The sequence below is a fragment of the Halomonas sp. B23F22_10 genome (assembly GCF_043496975.1).
Taxonomy (GTDB): domain Bacteria; phylum Pseudomonadota; class Gammaproteobacteria; order Pseudomonadales; family Halomonadaceae; genus Halomonas; species Halomonas smyrnensis.
In genome coordinates this window covers 540,054-555,385 of sequence record NZ_JBIEKF010000002.1, presented here as the reverse complement: position 1 = coordinate 555,385, position 15,332 = coordinate 540,054, and the positions used below count along the sequence as shown (strand labels likewise).

Genomic DNA, 15,332 nt, shown 5'->3' with positions numbered 1-15,332 from the left:
GGTATCTTGCAAGCGTAGGGGGACTGCGTGGGCTTTGCTTGTCGATACCGTTGGGGGATTTGACGAATACGCGGATGTTGCCGTTGGAAGACAGTCCATTTTCGACTTTCGTCTAGGCTGTCGGTATGCCGCTGGCGAGGTGCCGCCTCGGGGCGCGGCGCAGCTGGCTGGGGGGATGGCCATAGTCGCGGCGGAAGGCGCGGGACAGGGCGCTCTGGTTGGTGAAGCCGGTCAGCGCGGCGATCTCGGAGAGCGGCAGATGGCTCTCGTGGATCATCCGCCGAGCCGTCTCCAGGCGCCGACGCATCACGTAGCGCCAGGGCGAGAGGCCGGTCTGGGCACGGAAGCGGGCCGTGAAGTGGGCCTCGCTGAGGCAAGCCTGAGCGGCCAGATCGGCGACGCGCAGCTGGCCGCCCAGGTGTCGATCGATGTAGCGGTCCAGGGCCGTCAGGTCGAGGGGACGCCCCGTCGGCGAGCCATCGCCGGACAGCCGTGCATGCAGCGAGCCGAGCAGCGTGGCGGCCAGGCGGTCCTGCTGCAGGTCGCTTAGCGCGCCCTGGGCGGACAGCAGGCGCAGCTCCTGGAGCACGAAGTCCAGGTAGCGGGCCAGGGAGGCGTCCAGGTCGAAGAAGCGCGGCGCGTCGAACAGCCGGGCCAGCTCGTGGTGGTGGCCGGTCAGCGACAGGGCGTCATGGGGAAGGTCGATGACCAGCTGATGATTGTCGCCGGTGCCGGCATAGTAGTGCATGTGGTTGGCCGGCACGATGCAGCCGGATAGCGCCGAGATGGCGCCGCCGAGGCCCTCGATCTCGAATTCCGCCTGACCATGGAGCCCGATCACGATCTGGTGGAAGTCGTGGGCGTGATGGTGAATGACGGTATCGAGCGGAAAATGGCGGATCGCGCTGCTCATCGTCGCCCTCCGGCGCGGGGTTCACGAGATGGCCCAGTGTACCGAATTAGCCGTGCAGGCTCATTCCTGCTTTCCATCGCGGCGAAGCGCCGTGCGGGCCGCGAGATGGGCACGCAGGGCGGTCAGGTCGGCATGGCCCTCGTCGTCCAGCAGCGGCTTGCCACGGGCCGCCCGTCCGTGGCGGCCGTGCTCGTCCATCAGCCGCTGGGCACGCCGGCGGACGCCTTCCAGATAGTCGTCGTGGCGAATCGGATAGCCGATCACGGCATTCCATTTCGTCTCGCTGACCCGGCTTTCCAGGGCCTGATCGAACAGCTCGAGCAGATGCTCGGGCTCGGTGCGATAGCGGGGCGTGCGCGCGGTCATCAGGATGGCGACCATGCCACCGATGATCAGCAGGCAGACGGCCAGAACGGTCAGAAACAGGGCCATAGAGAAGGACGCTGGCGGTTCGGCTCGCGCGGGCGAGGCGGAAATGGGCGGGGAGGGTCGTGTTTCTCCCGGTCGTGTCGCCGTTTATCGAGGGCGAACCCGGATTGTACGACGTCGGGCGATCACGGGCCAGGTCGCCGGTCTCGCCGCTCGGCTCCCGGCTGTCGATGACCCGGGCGGAGGTCGGCAGCGATCTCGACCTGGCCCTGGAGACCATCCGGCGCGTGCTGGCTCGCTTTCAGCAGCAGGGGCCGATCCATGTGGTCGGCCGGGAGATTCATCGCCTCGATCCGAAAGCGCTGGTCGAGGTGAGCGAGCGGGCTGAGCGCCGGGCAGTCGACAGCATCCGGGTAGTCGGAAGCGTGGCCATCGATGGCAGCACGGGGCGGCGCGTCACCTCGGGGCAGCATGCACTTAGCGGACGTCTGGGGCAGTAACATCGGAGAGCCAGGCTCTGAACCGAAAGATAATGGAGGTATCGGGAGGGGCCGTTGGAGCGGGTGAAGGGAATCGAACCCTCGTCTTAAGCTTGGGAAGCTTCTGCTCTACCATTGAGCTACACCCGCGAGGCGATTCGATAATATAGCCAATGGCTTAATGATGACAACCCCGGTCGTGAGCGGGCACCGGATAGGTAGCGTGGAATTTTTTCGTCGCCGTCTGAACTTTTCCTGCCGACACTGTCAGAACAGGTGCAGACGACAGTAGCGATGGCAGTCGCTAGCACTGTTGATCTAGCTTGCGATTCGATCCTTCACCGCCTCATCCTCGATGAGGCGGTTTTTTATGACCTCCGTCTTCGTCATGCGCCTTCGTGCCTCCTAGACGCCGACACCCGGCCAGGCGGGCCGGGTGTCGGGAAGCGGGCGGAAGCGGTGGCTCAGGCGTGGCGCATGCGCAGAATGGCGCTGAGCACGTCGCGCCGGGTCACGATGCCGACGAGCCGCCCCTGCTCGGTGACCGGATAGATCTTGGGCTTGGCGCCCAGCATCTCCTGGGCCAGGTCGGTGATGCTCTTGGACGGCGCCACGGAGAGCACCTCGTTGCGCATCAGCTCGCTGACCAGCGGCGGCTCGTCATCGAGGTAGGCGCTTTCCAGCAGCTTGCCGAGCACGTCCTGTTCGGAGATGAAGCCGATCAGATGGTCGCGCTCGTCGACCACCGGCGCACCGGGCAGCCGGTGCAGGGCCAGGCCCTGGGCCAGGGTGGAGGCCGACGTCTTGCCGGTGACCCGATAGCAGTCGCGCGACATGATCTCGCGTACGATGGTGGGAGCCTTGCTGGGCATGGCGGTTCTCCTCGTCCTCGTGGAACCTCGTGCCTGGTGGCCCGGCCCGGGCGCACGTCCGGTGTCGTTGCTGCCTGCTGCGCCCACTGGTCGGCCGGAGACCGTGGCGTGTCTCGCGTTCATCATAGCCGACTCCCGATGCGCTGCATGCCGGCAGCCACCAACGGTTGGTGTTGCGTCAGGAACCCGGTCCTTGAGACGCCGCTCCAATGAGGCACAATGCCGCCACTTTCGAACGATGGAGAGCCGCCATGGATGCCCGTGAATACCTGGCCCGCAAGGGGCTGGACGGCGAGCGAGACCGCGAACGCCCCAATACCCTGGAAGAGAAGGCCTGGGAGCGTGCCCGGGAGTCCGGGGATCATCGTCCCCGGGCGGGGACGCCTCACGACTGGGAGGACTGGGAGCGCTATCACGACGAGCTCGCCGACGGCGCCGACGATCTGGAGCAGAAGATCGATCACGAGGCCCATCGTCAGGCCCTGGAGCATGAGCCGAGCCCCGCGCAGCCCGCGGCCACCGAGGTCGGCCAGTGGACCCCGGAGGCGCCGACCGCGGCGTCGAGCGAGCCCGCCCGACCGGACGCGGCACCGGCCACGCCGCCGGTGCCGGAGTCGGCTTCCCCGGCAGCATCGGCCGGCCGCGCCGAGCCCTTCGCCGCCCTGGTGGCGCTGGCGGTGCTGCTGCCGCCGCTGGCGATGGGGCTGGCCGGCGGCGGCTCGCGTCGTGTGTGGATCGCCCTGGGGCTGACGCTGCTCGGCTGGTTGCCCGGCGCGGCCTATGCGCTGCACGTCCTGCGGAAGGCGCCGCGCGGCTGAGCGCTTGGCAGGCCGGATGCCGCCGGTATAATCCTCGGCGCCTCGCTTTTCCAAATGGAGTGGAACCTTGGGCTATCTCGTCGGCATCACCGTCCTCTGGGCGTTATCGTTTTCGTTGATCGGCGCCTACCTGGCCGGCCAGGTCGACAGCTATTTCTCGGTGATGACCCGCATCCTGCTGGCGGCCCTGCTGTTTCTGCCCCTGCTGCGTCCGCGCCTGCTGCGCGGCCGCCAGCGCCTGGCCCTGATGGGGCTCGGCGCCGTGCAGCTTGGCGTGATGTACATCTTCTTCTATCAGTCTTTCCTGCTGCTCTCGGTGCCCGAGGTGCTGCTCTTCACGGTGCTCACGCCGCTGTACATCGCCGTGCTCGACGACCTGATGTTCCGGCGCTTCTCGCCGTTTCACCTGCTGACGGCGGGGATGGCGGTGCTGGGCGCGGCGGTGATCCGCTATCGCGGCCTGGACGGCGGCTACTGGGCGGGCTTCCTGGTGGTCCAGGGCGCCAACCTGTGCTTCGCGCTGGGCCAGGTCGGCTATCGCCGGCTCTCGGCCGGGCTGCCCGCCGAGCTGCCGCGTCTCTCGGTGTTCGGTTGGTTCTACCTGGGCGCCGCGGTCGTGGCGCTGCCGGCCTTCCTGCTCTGGGGCGACGCCTCGGCGCTGCCCGCCACGCCGCTGCAGTGGGGCGTGCTGCTGTGGCTGGGGCTGGTGGCCTCGGGCGTGGGCTACTTCCTGTGGAACCTCGGCGCGACCCGGGTCGATGCCGGCGCGCTGGCGGTCATGAACAACGCCCTGGTGCCCGCGGGCCTGCTGGTCAACCTGCTGATCTGGAATCGCGACGCCGACCTGCCGCGCCTGGCGCTGGGTGGGGCCATCATCCTGGCCTCGCTGCTGATCAACGAGTGGTGGCAGCGCCGTCACGCTCCACGCAGCGCCTGAAGGCGGTTTGCCCGGCCGCCAGCCAGTCGCCATAATGAGCCGTCGCGACGCGAAGGACCCGCTCATGCACGCCTCCAATCATCAGGCCTCCAAGAAGCAGGCTTTCAAGAACATCGGCCTGATCGGCCGCCTGGGCAGCGCCAAGGTGGTCGAGACCCTCAAGCGGCTGAGCCGCTTCCTCGACGACGCCGGTTATCACGTCATCCTCGAGGATCGCACCGCCACCGTGCTGCTCGGCCATGGCCATCCCGAGGCCAGCCGCCGCCGCCTGGGCGAACTGTGCGATCTGGTGATCGTGGTCGGCGGCGACGGCAGCCTGCTCGGCGCCGCCCGCACCCTGTGCCACAGCGGCACCCTGGTGCTGGGCGTCAACCGCGGCCGGCTGGGCTTTCTCACCGATATCTCCCCCGACGAGCTCGAGGAGCGCGTCGGGGAGGTGCTGGCCGGCCAGTACGAGCTCGAGGAGCGTTTCCTGCTCGACGCCGAGCTCTACCGCGACGGCGCACTGGTCGGCGACGGCGACGCCCTGAACGAGGTGGTACTGCACCCCGGCAAGGCGGTGCGCATGATCGAGTTCGAGCTGTTCATCGACGACCAGTTCGTGCACAGCCAGCGCAGCGACGGCCTGATCATCGCCACGCCCACCGGCTCCACGGCTTATGCGCTGTCAGGCGGCGGGCCGATCATGCATCCACGGCTGGAGGTCGTGACGCTGGTGCCGATGTTCCCGCACACGCTGTCGAGCCGGCCGATCGCCGTCGACGCGGCCAGCGAGATCCGCATCCACATCGGCGAGACCAACCAGACCTACCCGCACATCAGCTGCGACGGCCAGACCCGCGCCGTGGCCAAGCCCGACGACGTGCTGGTGATCCGCCGCAAGCCGCAACGCGTGCAGCTCGTTCACCCGATGGGGCACAATTTCTACGAGGTCCTGCGCAGCAAGCTGGGCTGGAGCAACCGCCTGGGAGACTGAGGTGAGCACAGCGCCCCTGGAAGGCTACGACCTGATCGGCGACGTGCACGGCTGTGGCGCGACGCTGGCGGCCCTGCTCGAACGCCTCGGCTATCACCAGCGCGGCGGCGTCTATCGCCATCCGCGGCGCAAGGTGATCTTCCTCGGCGACCTCATCGACCGCGGCCCGCGCATTCGCCTCGCCGTGACCATTGCGCGGCGCATGGTAGAGGAGGGTGAGGCGCTGATCGTGATGGGCAACCACGAGATCAACGCCCTGGCCTACCACCATCGCGCCCCCGCCGAGCTGGGCCGCGAGTGGCTGCGCGAGCACACCCCGCGTCACAACCGCATCGTGCGCGAGACCCTCGAACAGTACCGCGATCATCCCCAGGAGTGGGAAGAGACGCTGGCCTGGTTCCTCGACATTCCGCTGTTCCTGGAGCTCGACGGCCTGCGGGTGGTGCACGCCTGCTGGGATCAGCCGCGGATCGACGAGCTGCGCGTCTCGCGCCCGGACGGTCGCATCGACCTCGATTTCCTGACCGCCGCCGTGCGCCACGGCACCCGCGAGTTCGAGATCCTCGACCGCCTCACCCGCGGCAGCCACATCACGCTGCCCGAGGGCGTGCAGATCCAGTCCGGCGACGGTTTCACCCGGCGCAGCTTCCGCGCCCATTTCTGGGCGCATCGGCCCCGCACCTGGGGCGACGTGGTGTTCCAGCCCGACAACCTGCCGGGTGACCTGGAACTGCGCCCGCTGAGCGAGGCCGAGGCGGCGCGCCTGACGCACTACGGTCCCGACGAGCCGCCGCTGTTCATCGGCCACTACTGGTGCGAGGGCATTCCGGCGCTGCCGGCGCCCAACATCGCCTGCCTGGACTACAGCGCGGTGAAGTTCGGCCGTCTGGTGGCCTATCGCTGGAGCGGCGAGGCGCGGCTCGATGCCGACCGTTTCGTCTGGATTCGCGTGCCCCGGGAAGAGCAGGCCCGACCGCAGCCCTGGGAAATCGATTTCGACTGATACAAAACGTTACCTAAAACTCGAGCAACGTTGCGAACTTGTCGCCCGTCGGGCCATCTGAGTAAGTGTTCCCTTGAACGATCCCTTGCTCTTGTCCGGCGGCCCCCTCCGCCGGACTTTTTCTTTGTGTGCTCGGCCGGCGCGGTTCGCCCACCTGATTCGCCCTGAGGAGATGCCATGTATCGGGTGATGCTGCTGCCCCGTGACACCGACACCCGCGAGCTGCGCAAGGCCCTGTGGGCCGAACGCATCGGCCACTTCTTCACCGACGAGGAAGAGGGCCAGGTGCTGTGGCTGGTCGATCCCCAGCAGCGCGATGCCATGCAGCGCCTGGTGATGCGCTGGCAGCGCGGTGAACCGCTGATGCCCGAGGGCGGCAAGACGCGCCGCATGCGCCGCGCCGGGGCCGGGTTGCCGGGCTGGCTGGCCCCGTTCCGCCAGGCGCCGGTGACCGCCGGCGCCATGGCGGTTTGCCTGGTGGTGTTCGCGCTGATGAGCGTGCTGGGTGATCTGGTGACCGCGGCCCTGACCATCGTTCCGGTGGGAGTGTCGGGGGGGCAGCTGGTCTTCGGCGAGCTGGGCGAGACGCTGGCCTCCGGCCAGGTGTGGCGGCTGCTGTCGCCGGCCTTCCTGCACTTCGGCTGGATGCATCTGGTCTTCAACATGCTGTGGCTGTGGTATTTCGGCCGCCAGGTCGAGGCCTTTCACGGCCGCGGGCGCATGCTGACGCTGCTGCTGGCCGCCGGCATCGGCGGCAACCTGGCCCAGTACGCCACCGGCACGGTGCTGTTCGGCGGCATGTCGGGCGTCGACTTCGCGCTGCTCGGCTACGTCTGGCTGATGTCGCGGCGGCGCCCGGGCGACGGCTTCTTCGTGCCCCAGATGCTGGTCGTGTTCATGCTCGGCTGGATGGTCTTCACCATGACCGACGTGGCCGAGCTGTTCGGCTTCGGCAACGTGGCCAACGAGGCGCACCTGGGCGGGCTGGTCGTGGGGCTGGCATTGGGCTGGTATCATTCCCGTCGCGCCAAGTCGCGCTGAAAAGTGACTGAGCTCGGCTATGCGTCGTTAAAAATCGGCTTAAAGTGTTCATTTACGGCGCGTAAACTCCGGCTTTGCGCCGATTTTTGCCTTGTCTAGCCTTCGCTCGCCGACTTTTGCGAGTTCAGAGACGCCTCAAGTGAATGACCTGTCTCGTCCGACCCGTTTCTTCCGAGAGATTCCGCCATGAGCGATATGACCTTCGAGCGCATGATCCAGCAGATGACGCCGGCCATCTACGAGAGCCTCAAGCAGGCGGTGGCCCTGCGCAAGTGGCCGGACGGCCGCTTCCTGACGGCCGAGCAGACCGAGCTGTGCCTCGAGGCGGTGATGCGCTTCGAAGCCGAGCACAACGTGCCCGCCGAGGAGCGCGTCGGCTATCTGGAACGTCGTACCTGCGGCGCCGACAGCAGCGGCGCCGGCGTATCGCCGGAGCAGGCCGGTCTCGGTCGGGACGTCGGCCGTGACTGATGCCGTCGTCCTGACGGGCTGTCTGACCAAGATGGCCGTCGAGCCGGGCGCCCCGGTGCGCTACACGCTGCGCGCCGGCGACGAGCGCCTCGACCTCAATGCCCGGCTCGGTCGGCCGCTGCGGCTGACCTGGAGCGGCGCCATCGCCTGCACCCACTGCGGTCGGGCGACGAAGAAGAGCTTCGGCCAGGGCCACTGCTATCCCTGCTTCAAGAGGCTCGCCCGCTGCGACAGCTGCATCATGAAGCCCGAGCAGTGCCACTACTTCCAGGGCACCTGCCGCGAGCCGAGCTGGGGCGAGACCCACTGCTTCCGGCCGCACGTGGTGTATCTGGCCAACGCCTCCGGGCTCAAGGTCGGCATCACCCGTGATACCCAGGTGCCGACCCGCTGGCTCGACCAGGGCGCCGTCCAGGCGCTGCCGATCCTCGAGGTCGATACCCGTCAGCAGTCCGGCTTCGTCGAGGTGCTGTTCAAGAACGAGGTCTCGGATCGCACCAACTGGCGCGCCATGCTCAAGGGCGAGGCCATGGAGCTGGATCTTCCCGGCGAGCGCGACCGCCTGCTCGAACGCCTCGCGCCGGGGCTGCTCGAACTGCGCGAGCGCTTCGGTCATGACGCCATCCGCGAGGTCGACGCCGCGCCCAGGGCCTTCGAGTACCCGGTGCTCGAGCATCCCACCAAGGTGGTCTCCCACAACTTCGACAAGCAGCCCGAGGTCGCGGGCACCCTGCTCGGCATCAAGGGCCAGTACCTGATTCTCGACAGCGGCGTGATCAACCTGCGCAAGTTTACGGGCTACGAGGTCACGGTCGAAGCCTAGGTGAAAAGTGTCTGCGCTCGGCTATACGGCGTTAAAAATCAGCTCAAGGTCCTCATTTACGACTCGTAAACTCCGGCCTTTCTCTGATTTTCGCCTTGTCTAGCCTTCGCTCGCCGACTTTTCAGACCTCGCTAAGGCCGAGGGGTATGTGTGGCTGCGCTATGCTCGGGAGGTGAGCCGCACGAGGAGCCTGCCATGAGCGAGATGCGCGCCATGCGCCTGCACGCCGCGAACCAGCCGCTGCGCCTCGAGCGCGTGTCGATTCCAGAGCCCGGCCCCGGCGAGGTCAGGGTCCGGGTGCTGGCCTGCGGGGTATGCCGCACCGATCTGCACGTGGTCGACGGCGAGCTCGAGCATCCCCGGCTGCCGCTGGTGCCCGGCCACGAGATCGTCGGCGAGGTGGATGCGCTGGGGGAGGGCGTCGCTGGGCTTGAGACCGGGCTCGAGACAGGGCTTGAAAGAGGCCAGCGGGTCGGCGTGCCCTGGCTGGGCTGGACCTGCGGCGTGTGCGAGCCCTGCCGGGCCGGGCGCGAGAACCTCTGCGAGCGCGCCGAGTTCACCGGTTACACCCGCGACGGCGGCTACGCCGAGTACTGCGTGGCCGACGCCCGCTACTGCTTCGCGCTCGGCGTCGATGATGCCCGGGCCGCCGCGCCGCTGCTGTGCGCGGGCCTGATCGGCTATCGCACCTGGCGGCTGGCCGGCGGCGACGAACCTCGCCGGCTGGGCCTCTATGGCTTCGGCGCCGCGGCGCATATCCTGGCCCAGCTGGCGCACTCCCGTGGCCAGATCCTCTACGCCTTCACCCGCCCCGGCGACCGCGAGGCCCAGGCCTTCGCCCGGCGCCTCGGTGCCGCCTGGGCGGGCGGCAGCGACGAGACTCCCCCCGAGCCGCTGGATGCCGCCCTGCTGTTCGCTCCGGTGGGCGAGCTGGTGCCGATCGCGCTGTCCCACGTGCGCCCCGGCGGCACCGTGGTCTCCGGCGGCATCCACATGAGCGATATCCCGTCCTTTCCCTACCGGCTGCTGTGGCAGGAACGCAGCGTCAGGTCGGTGGCCAATCTCACCCGCCGCGACGGCGAGGAGTTTCTCGCCCTGGCGCCTCAGGTGCCGATCCGCACCGAGACCGTCGCCTATCCGCTGGAAGACGCCAATCGCGCCCTCGACAATCTGCGTGCCGGGCGCCTGTCCGGCGCCGCCGTGTTGATTCCCTAGCGTCGATGTCGGCGCCGGGGCACTCCGTCTGGGGGAGCTCATGGCGCGCGACGCTCTGTGCATGGCCCACGAGGAAAACAGCCGAATCGGATGATCCGATTCGGCTGTTGGGGGGATTGACGTTCAGGTTTGGCACGGTTGAATGTCGTGCTCGCCTAAATCTCACATCAGGTAATAGCCGCCATTGATGCCATCGATCAACAGTTCAAGCTCGCCATGCTGGGCGTGATGCCCAGTGACAAGCCACAAGGGTTTTCTGACGGCCTGGCAACGCACCAGTTCGAGCCGTGTCGCACCGCGGCGTTTCAACCGGTGACGGCGCACCTGCATGACATGGTGGCGCGCTTTGCGCTCGAGGGGCGGTGTGTCGAGCTCGGGCGACGGCAGTGCCGCCGAGGCCAAAGGATCTCCGAACTCGACATCTTCCAGGGTGGTGCTGACCCCCTGACAGCGATCCACTAGGCAGCTCATCAACTCCTGGCGCCGCATGCCCAAACGGCGTGTCTCCCAACGGTACAGGCAAAGCAGATAGGGAAAGCCGACTGCTTGGGCGGCGTGGATGCTCAGCGCCGGCTCGATCCCCATGACTCGGCGCTCGAGGCCCTCGAGGGGAAGCCTAGCCTTGAGCCAGGCGTCCTTGTGACCCGCGGTGTTCCACACTGTGCACCCCAATGCCAATGCCTCGCTCATGCCATGCGCTCTCTAGCTTTGAGGGTCAGCGCCTCATGCGCCATCTCGAAGCTCTGTTGCGACTTTAGCGGCCTCGGCAGGGGGCGCAGCTCGGCGGTTTCCTCCATTGCCTGCAGGATATGCTCGGGGACGGGATGGCTAGCCTGGGTCAGCAGGCTGACGGAGACCATCGAGAGGCTCGACAGCACCACGCCGGCCAGCATGGGATGCAGGCCAGTCACACCGTCCAGCGCCAGATACTGCCATACGAAGGCCGCGACGCTGCCGACGATCATCGAGGCCAGTGCCCCCGGTGTATTGGCCTTGCGCCACCAGACAGCGGCCACGTAGGCCGGCAGGAAGGCACTACCCAGCACTGAGGTCGTGAAGACGATAATGGAGAAGACTGCGGGCGGCTCGAATAGCGCGACGACACCACAGATCGTTCCCAGCAGTAGTACGATGAACTGGGAGACTCGCACCATCTGCTTTTCTTCCATGGCCGGGTTTATGAACCGCTCGTAGAGGTCGCGGGCCGCGATGCTGCCCGTCTGCAACAGGATCGAATCGGCCGTGGACATGATCGCTGCCATGATGGCCGCCATTACGATACCTACCACCGCGGCAGGCAGCAGATTCTGCGCCAGGGCGAAGATGGCCTGTTCGGGATCGTCGAGATCGGGCAGCGCCAGGATGGCCAAAGTGCCCAGGATATAGGGCGCACTGACGAAGACTAGGTTCCATAGGGTAGAGTAGACCCCGGCGCGACGAGCATGGAAGGGGTTGCGCATCGCCATGTGACGGGTCACGACGTGAGGCCAGCCCATGTAGCCGATGGAGAATATCAGCAAGGCGCCGAGCACGATTCCCCACTGCCCCTCGTAGGCTAGGCCCCGTCCCCAGACGCTGAGCAGCGTTGGATCGAGGGCAGCAATGGCCTCGTTGGCGGCCGTCAGGCCGCCCACCTCTTTCAAAGTGGCGATCAGGATCCAGACGATTCCGATGATCATCACAAAGCTTTGTAGCAGGTCCGTATAGGCCACCGCGCCATAGCCTCCCATCAGGGTATAGGCGAGGATGACGGCCACGGCGATCGAAAGTGCCGCCTCGTAGGGCAGGCCCGTCACCAGCTCCAGGCCCTTGCCGCCGGCGATGAATTGGGCCAGCACATAGGCCCCCAGCAGAAAGACGGACAGGCTGGCGGCGATCAGCCGTACCCACTTGCTGGGATAGCGTTTCTCGAGGTACTCAATGGAGGTCAGCGCGCCCATGATCTGCGACAGCTTGCGCATCCGTCGCCCGAGCACCGAGAGGTTCACCACGCCACCACCGATATCACCGGCGGCATACCAAAAACCGTGATATCCCTGGGTGTAGCCGAGGGAGCCGGCCCCCAGGAACATGTAGCCGCTCATCGAGGTTGACTGCATGGTCATGGCGGTGACCAGGGGGCCGATGTTGCGGCCACTGAGGTAGTAGCCCTCCATGCTGCTGGAGCCACCCCGCCGCATGGAAATCACCCCTACCGCCAGCATTGCGATGAAATACAAGGCAAGAAACAGTAATACCGTCGAGTTCACATCCCTCTCCTAATCACGCGAGTTGTTGTTGTCGCGACCATGAACATATTGATTCAGCGATCAGTCTCCGAGTGTTTGAGCCCCGGCCAGCCTCGCGTCACCCAGAGAAAGCCCAAGGTGTACAGCACCCAGAACACCGGGACGCCGATCACCAGCCAGGTAGTGGATAGAGGTAGTCCGAACATTGAGGTCTCCTTTGTTTGTTGTTGATGTTTCCGCCTATCGATGACCCCGCACAGAGCGGGGTCATTGAGCCTCAGGAAGGGAAGGAGAACTGCGCCCCCTCGCGAACGCCGGTCGAGGGCCAGCGCTGAGTGACGGTCTTGCGCCTGGTGTAGAAGCGCACGGCGTCCGGGCCGTAGGCGGAGAGGTCGCCGAACAGCGAGCGCTTCCAGCCGCCGAAGCTGTGATAGGACACCGGCACCGGCAGCGGCACGTTGATGCCGACCATGCCGACCTGGATGCGATCGCTGAAGTAGCGGGCCGCCTCGCCGTCGCGGGTGTAGATGCAGGTGCCGTTGCCGTATTCGTGCTCGTCGATCAGCTTCATGGCCTCTTCCATGGAGTCGACGCGGACCACCAGCAGCACCGGGCCGAAGATCTCCTCGAGGTAGCAGGTCATGTCCGGCGTCACGCGGTCGATCAGGGTGCCGCCGACGTAGAAACCGCTCTCGTGTCCCGGCACCCGCACGCCGCGGCCGTCGACGACGATCTCGGCGCCCTGCTGGGCGGCGCTCTCGATGTAGCCGCAGACCTTCTCCTGGTGCGCCCGGGTGATCACCGGGCCGAAGTCGTTGTCCGCGTCATGGAAGGGGCCGACCCTCAGGGAGGTCATCTGAGCCTGCATCTTGGCGATCAGGGCATCGGCGGCCTCGTCGCCCACCGCCACGGCCACCGACAGCGCCATGCAGCGCTCGCCGGAGGAGCCGAAGGCGGCCCCGGTCAGCGAGCTGACCGCGTTGTCCATGTCGGCGTCCGGCATCACGATGGCGTGATTCTTGGCGCCGCCGAGCGCCTGGCAGCGCTTGCCGTTGGCGCTGGCGCGAGCGTAGATGGCCTCGGCGATCGGCGTGGAGCCGACGAAGCTGACCGCCTGGACGCGGGCGTCGTCGAGCAGGGTGTCGACGGCTTCCTTGTCGCCGTTGACCACGTTGAGCACCCCGGCGGGCAGGCCCGCCTCCAGCGCCAGCTCGGCGATGTAGAGCGTCGAGGTCGGGTCGCGCTCTGAGGGCTTGAGCACGAAGGTGTTGCCGCAGGCGATGGCCATCGGATACATCCACAGCGGCACCATGGCCGGGAAGTTGAACGGCGTGATGCCGGCGACCACGCCCAGCGGCTGGAAGTCGCTCCAGGAATCGATGCCGGGGCCGGTGTTCTTGCTGTACTCGCCCTTGAGCAGTTCCGGCGCGCCGCAGGCGTACTCGATGTTCTCGATGCCGCGCTGCAGTTCGCCCCTGGCGTCGTGGACGATCTTGCCGTGTTCCTGGCCGATCAGCCGACAGATCTCATCGGCATTCTGCTCCAGCAGTGCCTTGAAGCGGTACATGATGCGGGCCCGCTTGGCCGGCGGGGTATCACGCCAAGCCGGGAAGGCGGCCTGGGCGGCGGCGATGGCCTCCTCGACGGTGGCCCGGCTGGCCAGGGCCACCCGGCCGGCGACCTCGCCGGTGGAGGGGTTGTAGAGGTCCTGGGTACGCGCGTCGTCGTCGACCCGGGTGCCGTTGATCAGATGGCCGAGTGTAGTCATGGAGGTCCTCTCGGTAGCAGTGGTGGTGAAGGCGTCAGTCGAGTTCATTGATGGCGTCGCCCAGGGCATTGATCAGTCGGTCGATCTCCTCGCGCTCGACGATGAAGGGCAGGCCGAGCTGGATGGTGTCGCCGCCGTAGCGCACGTAGAAGCCCTTGTCCCAGCACTTCATGGCGATCTCGTAGGGGCGCCGGGCCGGTTCGCCGGGGTAGGGCTCGATCTGCAGGGCGCCGGCGAGGCCGTAGTTGCGGATGTCGCTGATATAGCGCGTGCCCTTGAGCCCGTGCAGGGCGTTCTCGAAGCTCGGCGCCATCTCCTTCACCCGATCGACCAGGCGGTCGTTCTCGAGCACGTCGAGGGAGGCCAGCGCCGCGGCGCAGGCCACCGGATGGCCCGAATAGGTGTAGCCGTGGGGCAGCTCCATCATGTAGTCGGGGTCGCCCTGTTCCATGAAGGTCTGGTAGATCTCGCCCTTCACGACGACGCCCCCCATGGGCACCGCGCCGTTGGTGAGCTGCTTGGCGACGTTCAGCATGTCCGGCACCACGCCGAACTCCTCGGCGCCGGTCATCGACCCCATGCGGCCGAAGCCGGTGATCACCTCGTCGAAGATCAGCAGGATGTCGTGCTGATCGCAGATCTCGCGCAGGCGCTTGAGATATCCCTTGGGCGGCGGGATCACCCCGGCGGAGCCGGCCAGCGGCTCTACGATCACCGCGGCGATGTTGGAGGCGTCGTGCAGGGCGATCAGTTCCAGCAGCTCGTCGGCCCGTTCGGCGCCGTGTTCCGGCATGCCTCGGGTGAAGGCGTTGTCCTTGAGCAGGGTATGGGGCAGGTGGTCGGCATCCACGCCCTGGCCGAACAGGGTGCGGTTGGCGCCGATGCCGCCCAGGCTGAAGCCGCCGAAGTTGACGCCATGATAGCCCTTGGAGCGACCGATCAGCTTGGTCTTGGTCGCCTTGCCCTTCTTGCGCCAGTAGGCGCGGGCGATCTTCAGCGCGGTATCGGCGCTCTCCGAACCGGAGCCGGTGAAGAACACCTGGTCCAGTCCCTCGGGCGTCAGCTCGCGGATCCGATGGGCCAGCTCGAAGGCCTTGGGGTGGCCGTACTGGAAGGCCGGGGCGTAATCCAGCTCGCCGAGCTGACGGCTGACCGCCTCGGCGATCTCGGGGCGGCAATGGCCGGCGCCGCAGGTCCACAGCCCCGAGAGGCCGTCGAACACGCGTCGTCCCTCGGCGTCGGTGAGATAGCTGCCCCGGGCGCCGGTGATGATGCGCGGGTCGCGCTTGAACTGGCGATTGCCGGTATAGGGCATCCAGTAGGCATCCAACTGCTCCGGGCTCAGGCCCGCGATGTGTGAGTCGTCTCGAACCGGCATGGTGGCACCCCTCGTCGATAGGCCGTTTTCAGGTCGTTGCG

General features: G+C 66.9%; 16 protein-coding genes and 1 tRNA gene. 9 read left to right on the top strand and 8 right to left on the bottom strand.

Features of this window, described 5'->3' with window-relative positions:
- Window positions 1-112: 112 nt before the first annotated feature.
- Together ACGTNF_RS06705 and ACGTNF_RS06700 are read right to left on the bottom strand one after the other, a co-directional pair.
- Window positions 113-913 (bottom strand): AraC family transcriptional regulator, encoded by an 801-nt coding sequence (locus ACGTNF_RS06705; RefSeq protein WP_394601018.1) that lies wholly within the window; start codon window positions 911-913, stop codon window positions 113-115.
- 60 nt (window positions 914-973) lie between these two features.
- On the bottom strand, window positions 974-1,345 hold the full coding sequence (locus tag ACGTNF_RS06700; protein ID WP_016853875.1) for a hypothetical protein: 372 nt from the start codon (window positions 1,343-1,345) through the stop codon (window positions 974-976).
- Window positions 1,346-1,404: 59 nt separating this feature from the next.
- Between ACGTNF_RS06700 and ACGTNF_RS06695 the strand changes: the two genes are divergently transcribed.
- The gene (locus tag ACGTNF_RS06695) at window positions 1,405-1,782 is read left to right on the top strand and encodes a helix-turn-helix domain-containing protein (RefSeq protein WP_394601017.1); all 378 of its coding nucleotides are present in this window, start codon (window positions 1,405-1,407) and stop codon (window positions 1,780-1,782) included.
- Window positions 1,783-1,837: 55 nt separating this feature from the next.
- On the opposite strand, the gene ACGTNF_RS06690 is transcribed toward ACGTNF_RS06695, so the two are convergent.
- Together ACGTNF_RS06690 and ACGTNF_RS06685 are read right to left on the bottom strand one after the other, a co-directional pair.
- Window positions 1,838-1,911 (bottom strand) — tRNA-Gly (locus ACGTNF_RS06690).
- 314 nt (window positions 1,912-2,225) lie between these two features.
- Window positions 2,226-2,633 carry a CBS domain-containing protein gene (locus ACGTNF_RS06685; protein WP_016853865.1) on the bottom strand — a complete coding sequence of 136 codons (408 nt, stop codon included), beginning with the start codon at window positions 2,631-2,633 and terminating at the stop codon, window positions 2,226-2,228.
- A 251-nt stretch (window positions 2,634-2,884) separates the two neighbouring features.
- Between ACGTNF_RS06685 and ACGTNF_RS06680 the strand changes: the two genes are divergently transcribed.
- The 8 genes from ACGTNF_RS06680 (at window position 2,885) to ACGTNF_RS06645 (ending at window position 9,917) form a co-directional block, all read left to right on the top strand.
- Entirely contained in the window at window positions 2,885-3,451 is a 567-nt protein-coding gene (locus tag ACGTNF_RS06680) for a YqaE/Pmp3 family membrane protein (RefSeq protein ID WP_394601016.1), read from the top strand.
- 67 nt (window positions 3,452-3,518) lie between these two features.
- The gene (locus ACGTNF_RS06675; RefSeq protein ID WP_394601015.1) at window positions 3,519-4,388 is read left to right on the top strand and encodes an EamA family transporter; all 870 of its coding nucleotides are present in this window, start codon (window positions 3,519-3,521) and stop codon (window positions 4,386-4,388) included.
- Between the two features lie 64 nt (window positions 4,389-4,452).
- Window positions 4,453-5,364, top strand: coding sequence for an NAD(+) kinase (locus ACGTNF_RS06670; RefSeq protein ID WP_394601014.1), 912 nt, complete (start codon window positions 4,453-4,455; stop codon window positions 5,362-5,364).
- Between the two features lie 16 nt (window positions 5,365-5,380).
- The gene (locus ACGTNF_RS06665; RefSeq protein ID WP_394601083.1) at window positions 5,381-6,367 is read left to right on the top strand and encodes a metallophosphoesterase; all 987 of its coding nucleotides are present in this window, start codon (window positions 5,381-5,383) and stop codon (window positions 6,365-6,367) included.
- Window positions 6,368-6,544: 177 nt separating this feature from the next.
- Entirely contained in the window at window positions 6,545-7,408 is an 864-nt protein-coding gene (locus ACGTNF_RS06660) for a rhomboid family intramembrane serine protease (protein WP_394601013.1), read from the top strand.
- A 186-nt stretch (window positions 7,409-7,594) separates the two neighbouring features.
- Window positions 7,595-7,879 (top strand): YeaC family protein, encoded by a 285-nt coding sequence (locus ACGTNF_RS06655; RefSeq protein ID WP_026068286.1) that lies wholly within the window; start codon window positions 7,595-7,597, stop codon window positions 7,877-7,879.
- A 31-nt stretch (window positions 7,880-7,910) separates the two neighbouring features.
- Window positions 7,911-8,702: a DUF2797 domain-containing protein gene (locus ACGTNF_RS06650; RefSeq protein ID WP_394601082.1), complete on the top strand. Its 792-nt coding sequence runs from the start codon at window positions 7,911-7,913 to the stop codon at window positions 8,700-8,702.
- 195 nt (window positions 8,703-8,897) lie between these two features.
- Window positions 8,898-9,917 (top strand): zinc-dependent alcohol dehydrogenase family protein, encoded by a 1,020-nt coding sequence (locus ACGTNF_RS06645; protein WP_394601012.1) that lies wholly within the window; start codon window positions 8,898-8,900, stop codon window positions 9,915-9,917.
- Between the two features lie 162 nt (window positions 9,918-10,079).
- Here ACGTNF_RS06645 and ACGTNF_RS06640 read toward each other — a convergent pair whose 3' ends face one another.
- The 4 genes from ACGTNF_RS06640 to aptA form a co-directional block, all read right to left on the bottom strand.
- Complete coding sequence (locus ACGTNF_RS06640) at window positions 10,080-10,607, bottom strand: hypothetical protein (protein WP_394601011.1); 528 nt, start codon at window positions 10,605-10,607, stop codon at window positions 10,080-10,082.
- The gene (locus ACGTNF_RS06635) at window positions 10,604-12,166 is read right to left on the bottom strand and encodes a sodium/proline symporter (RefSeq protein ID WP_394601010.1); all 1,563 of its coding nucleotides are present in this window, start codon (window positions 12,164-12,166) and stop codon (window positions 10,604-10,606) included. Before ACGTNF_RS06635 ends, ACGTNF_RS06640 begins: the two co-directional genes overlap by 4 nt.
- Before the next feature lie 256 nt (window positions 12,167-12,422).
- Window positions 12,423-13,913 carry a CoA-acylating methylmalonate-semialdehyde dehydrogenase gene (locus tag ACGTNF_RS06630; RefSeq protein ID WP_394601009.1) on the bottom strand — a complete coding sequence of 497 codons (1,491 nt, stop codon included), beginning with the start codon at window positions 13,911-13,913 and terminating at the stop codon, window positions 12,423-12,425.
- A 34-nt stretch (window positions 13,914-13,947) separates the two neighbouring features.
- The gene (aptA, locus tag ACGTNF_RS06625; RefSeq protein WP_394601008.1) at window positions 13,948-15,291 is read right to left on the bottom strand and encodes an omega-aminotransferase AptA; all 1,344 of its coding nucleotides are present in this window, start codon (window positions 15,289-15,291) and stop codon (window positions 13,948-13,950) included.
- Window positions 15,292-15,332: the final 41 nt, after the last annotated feature.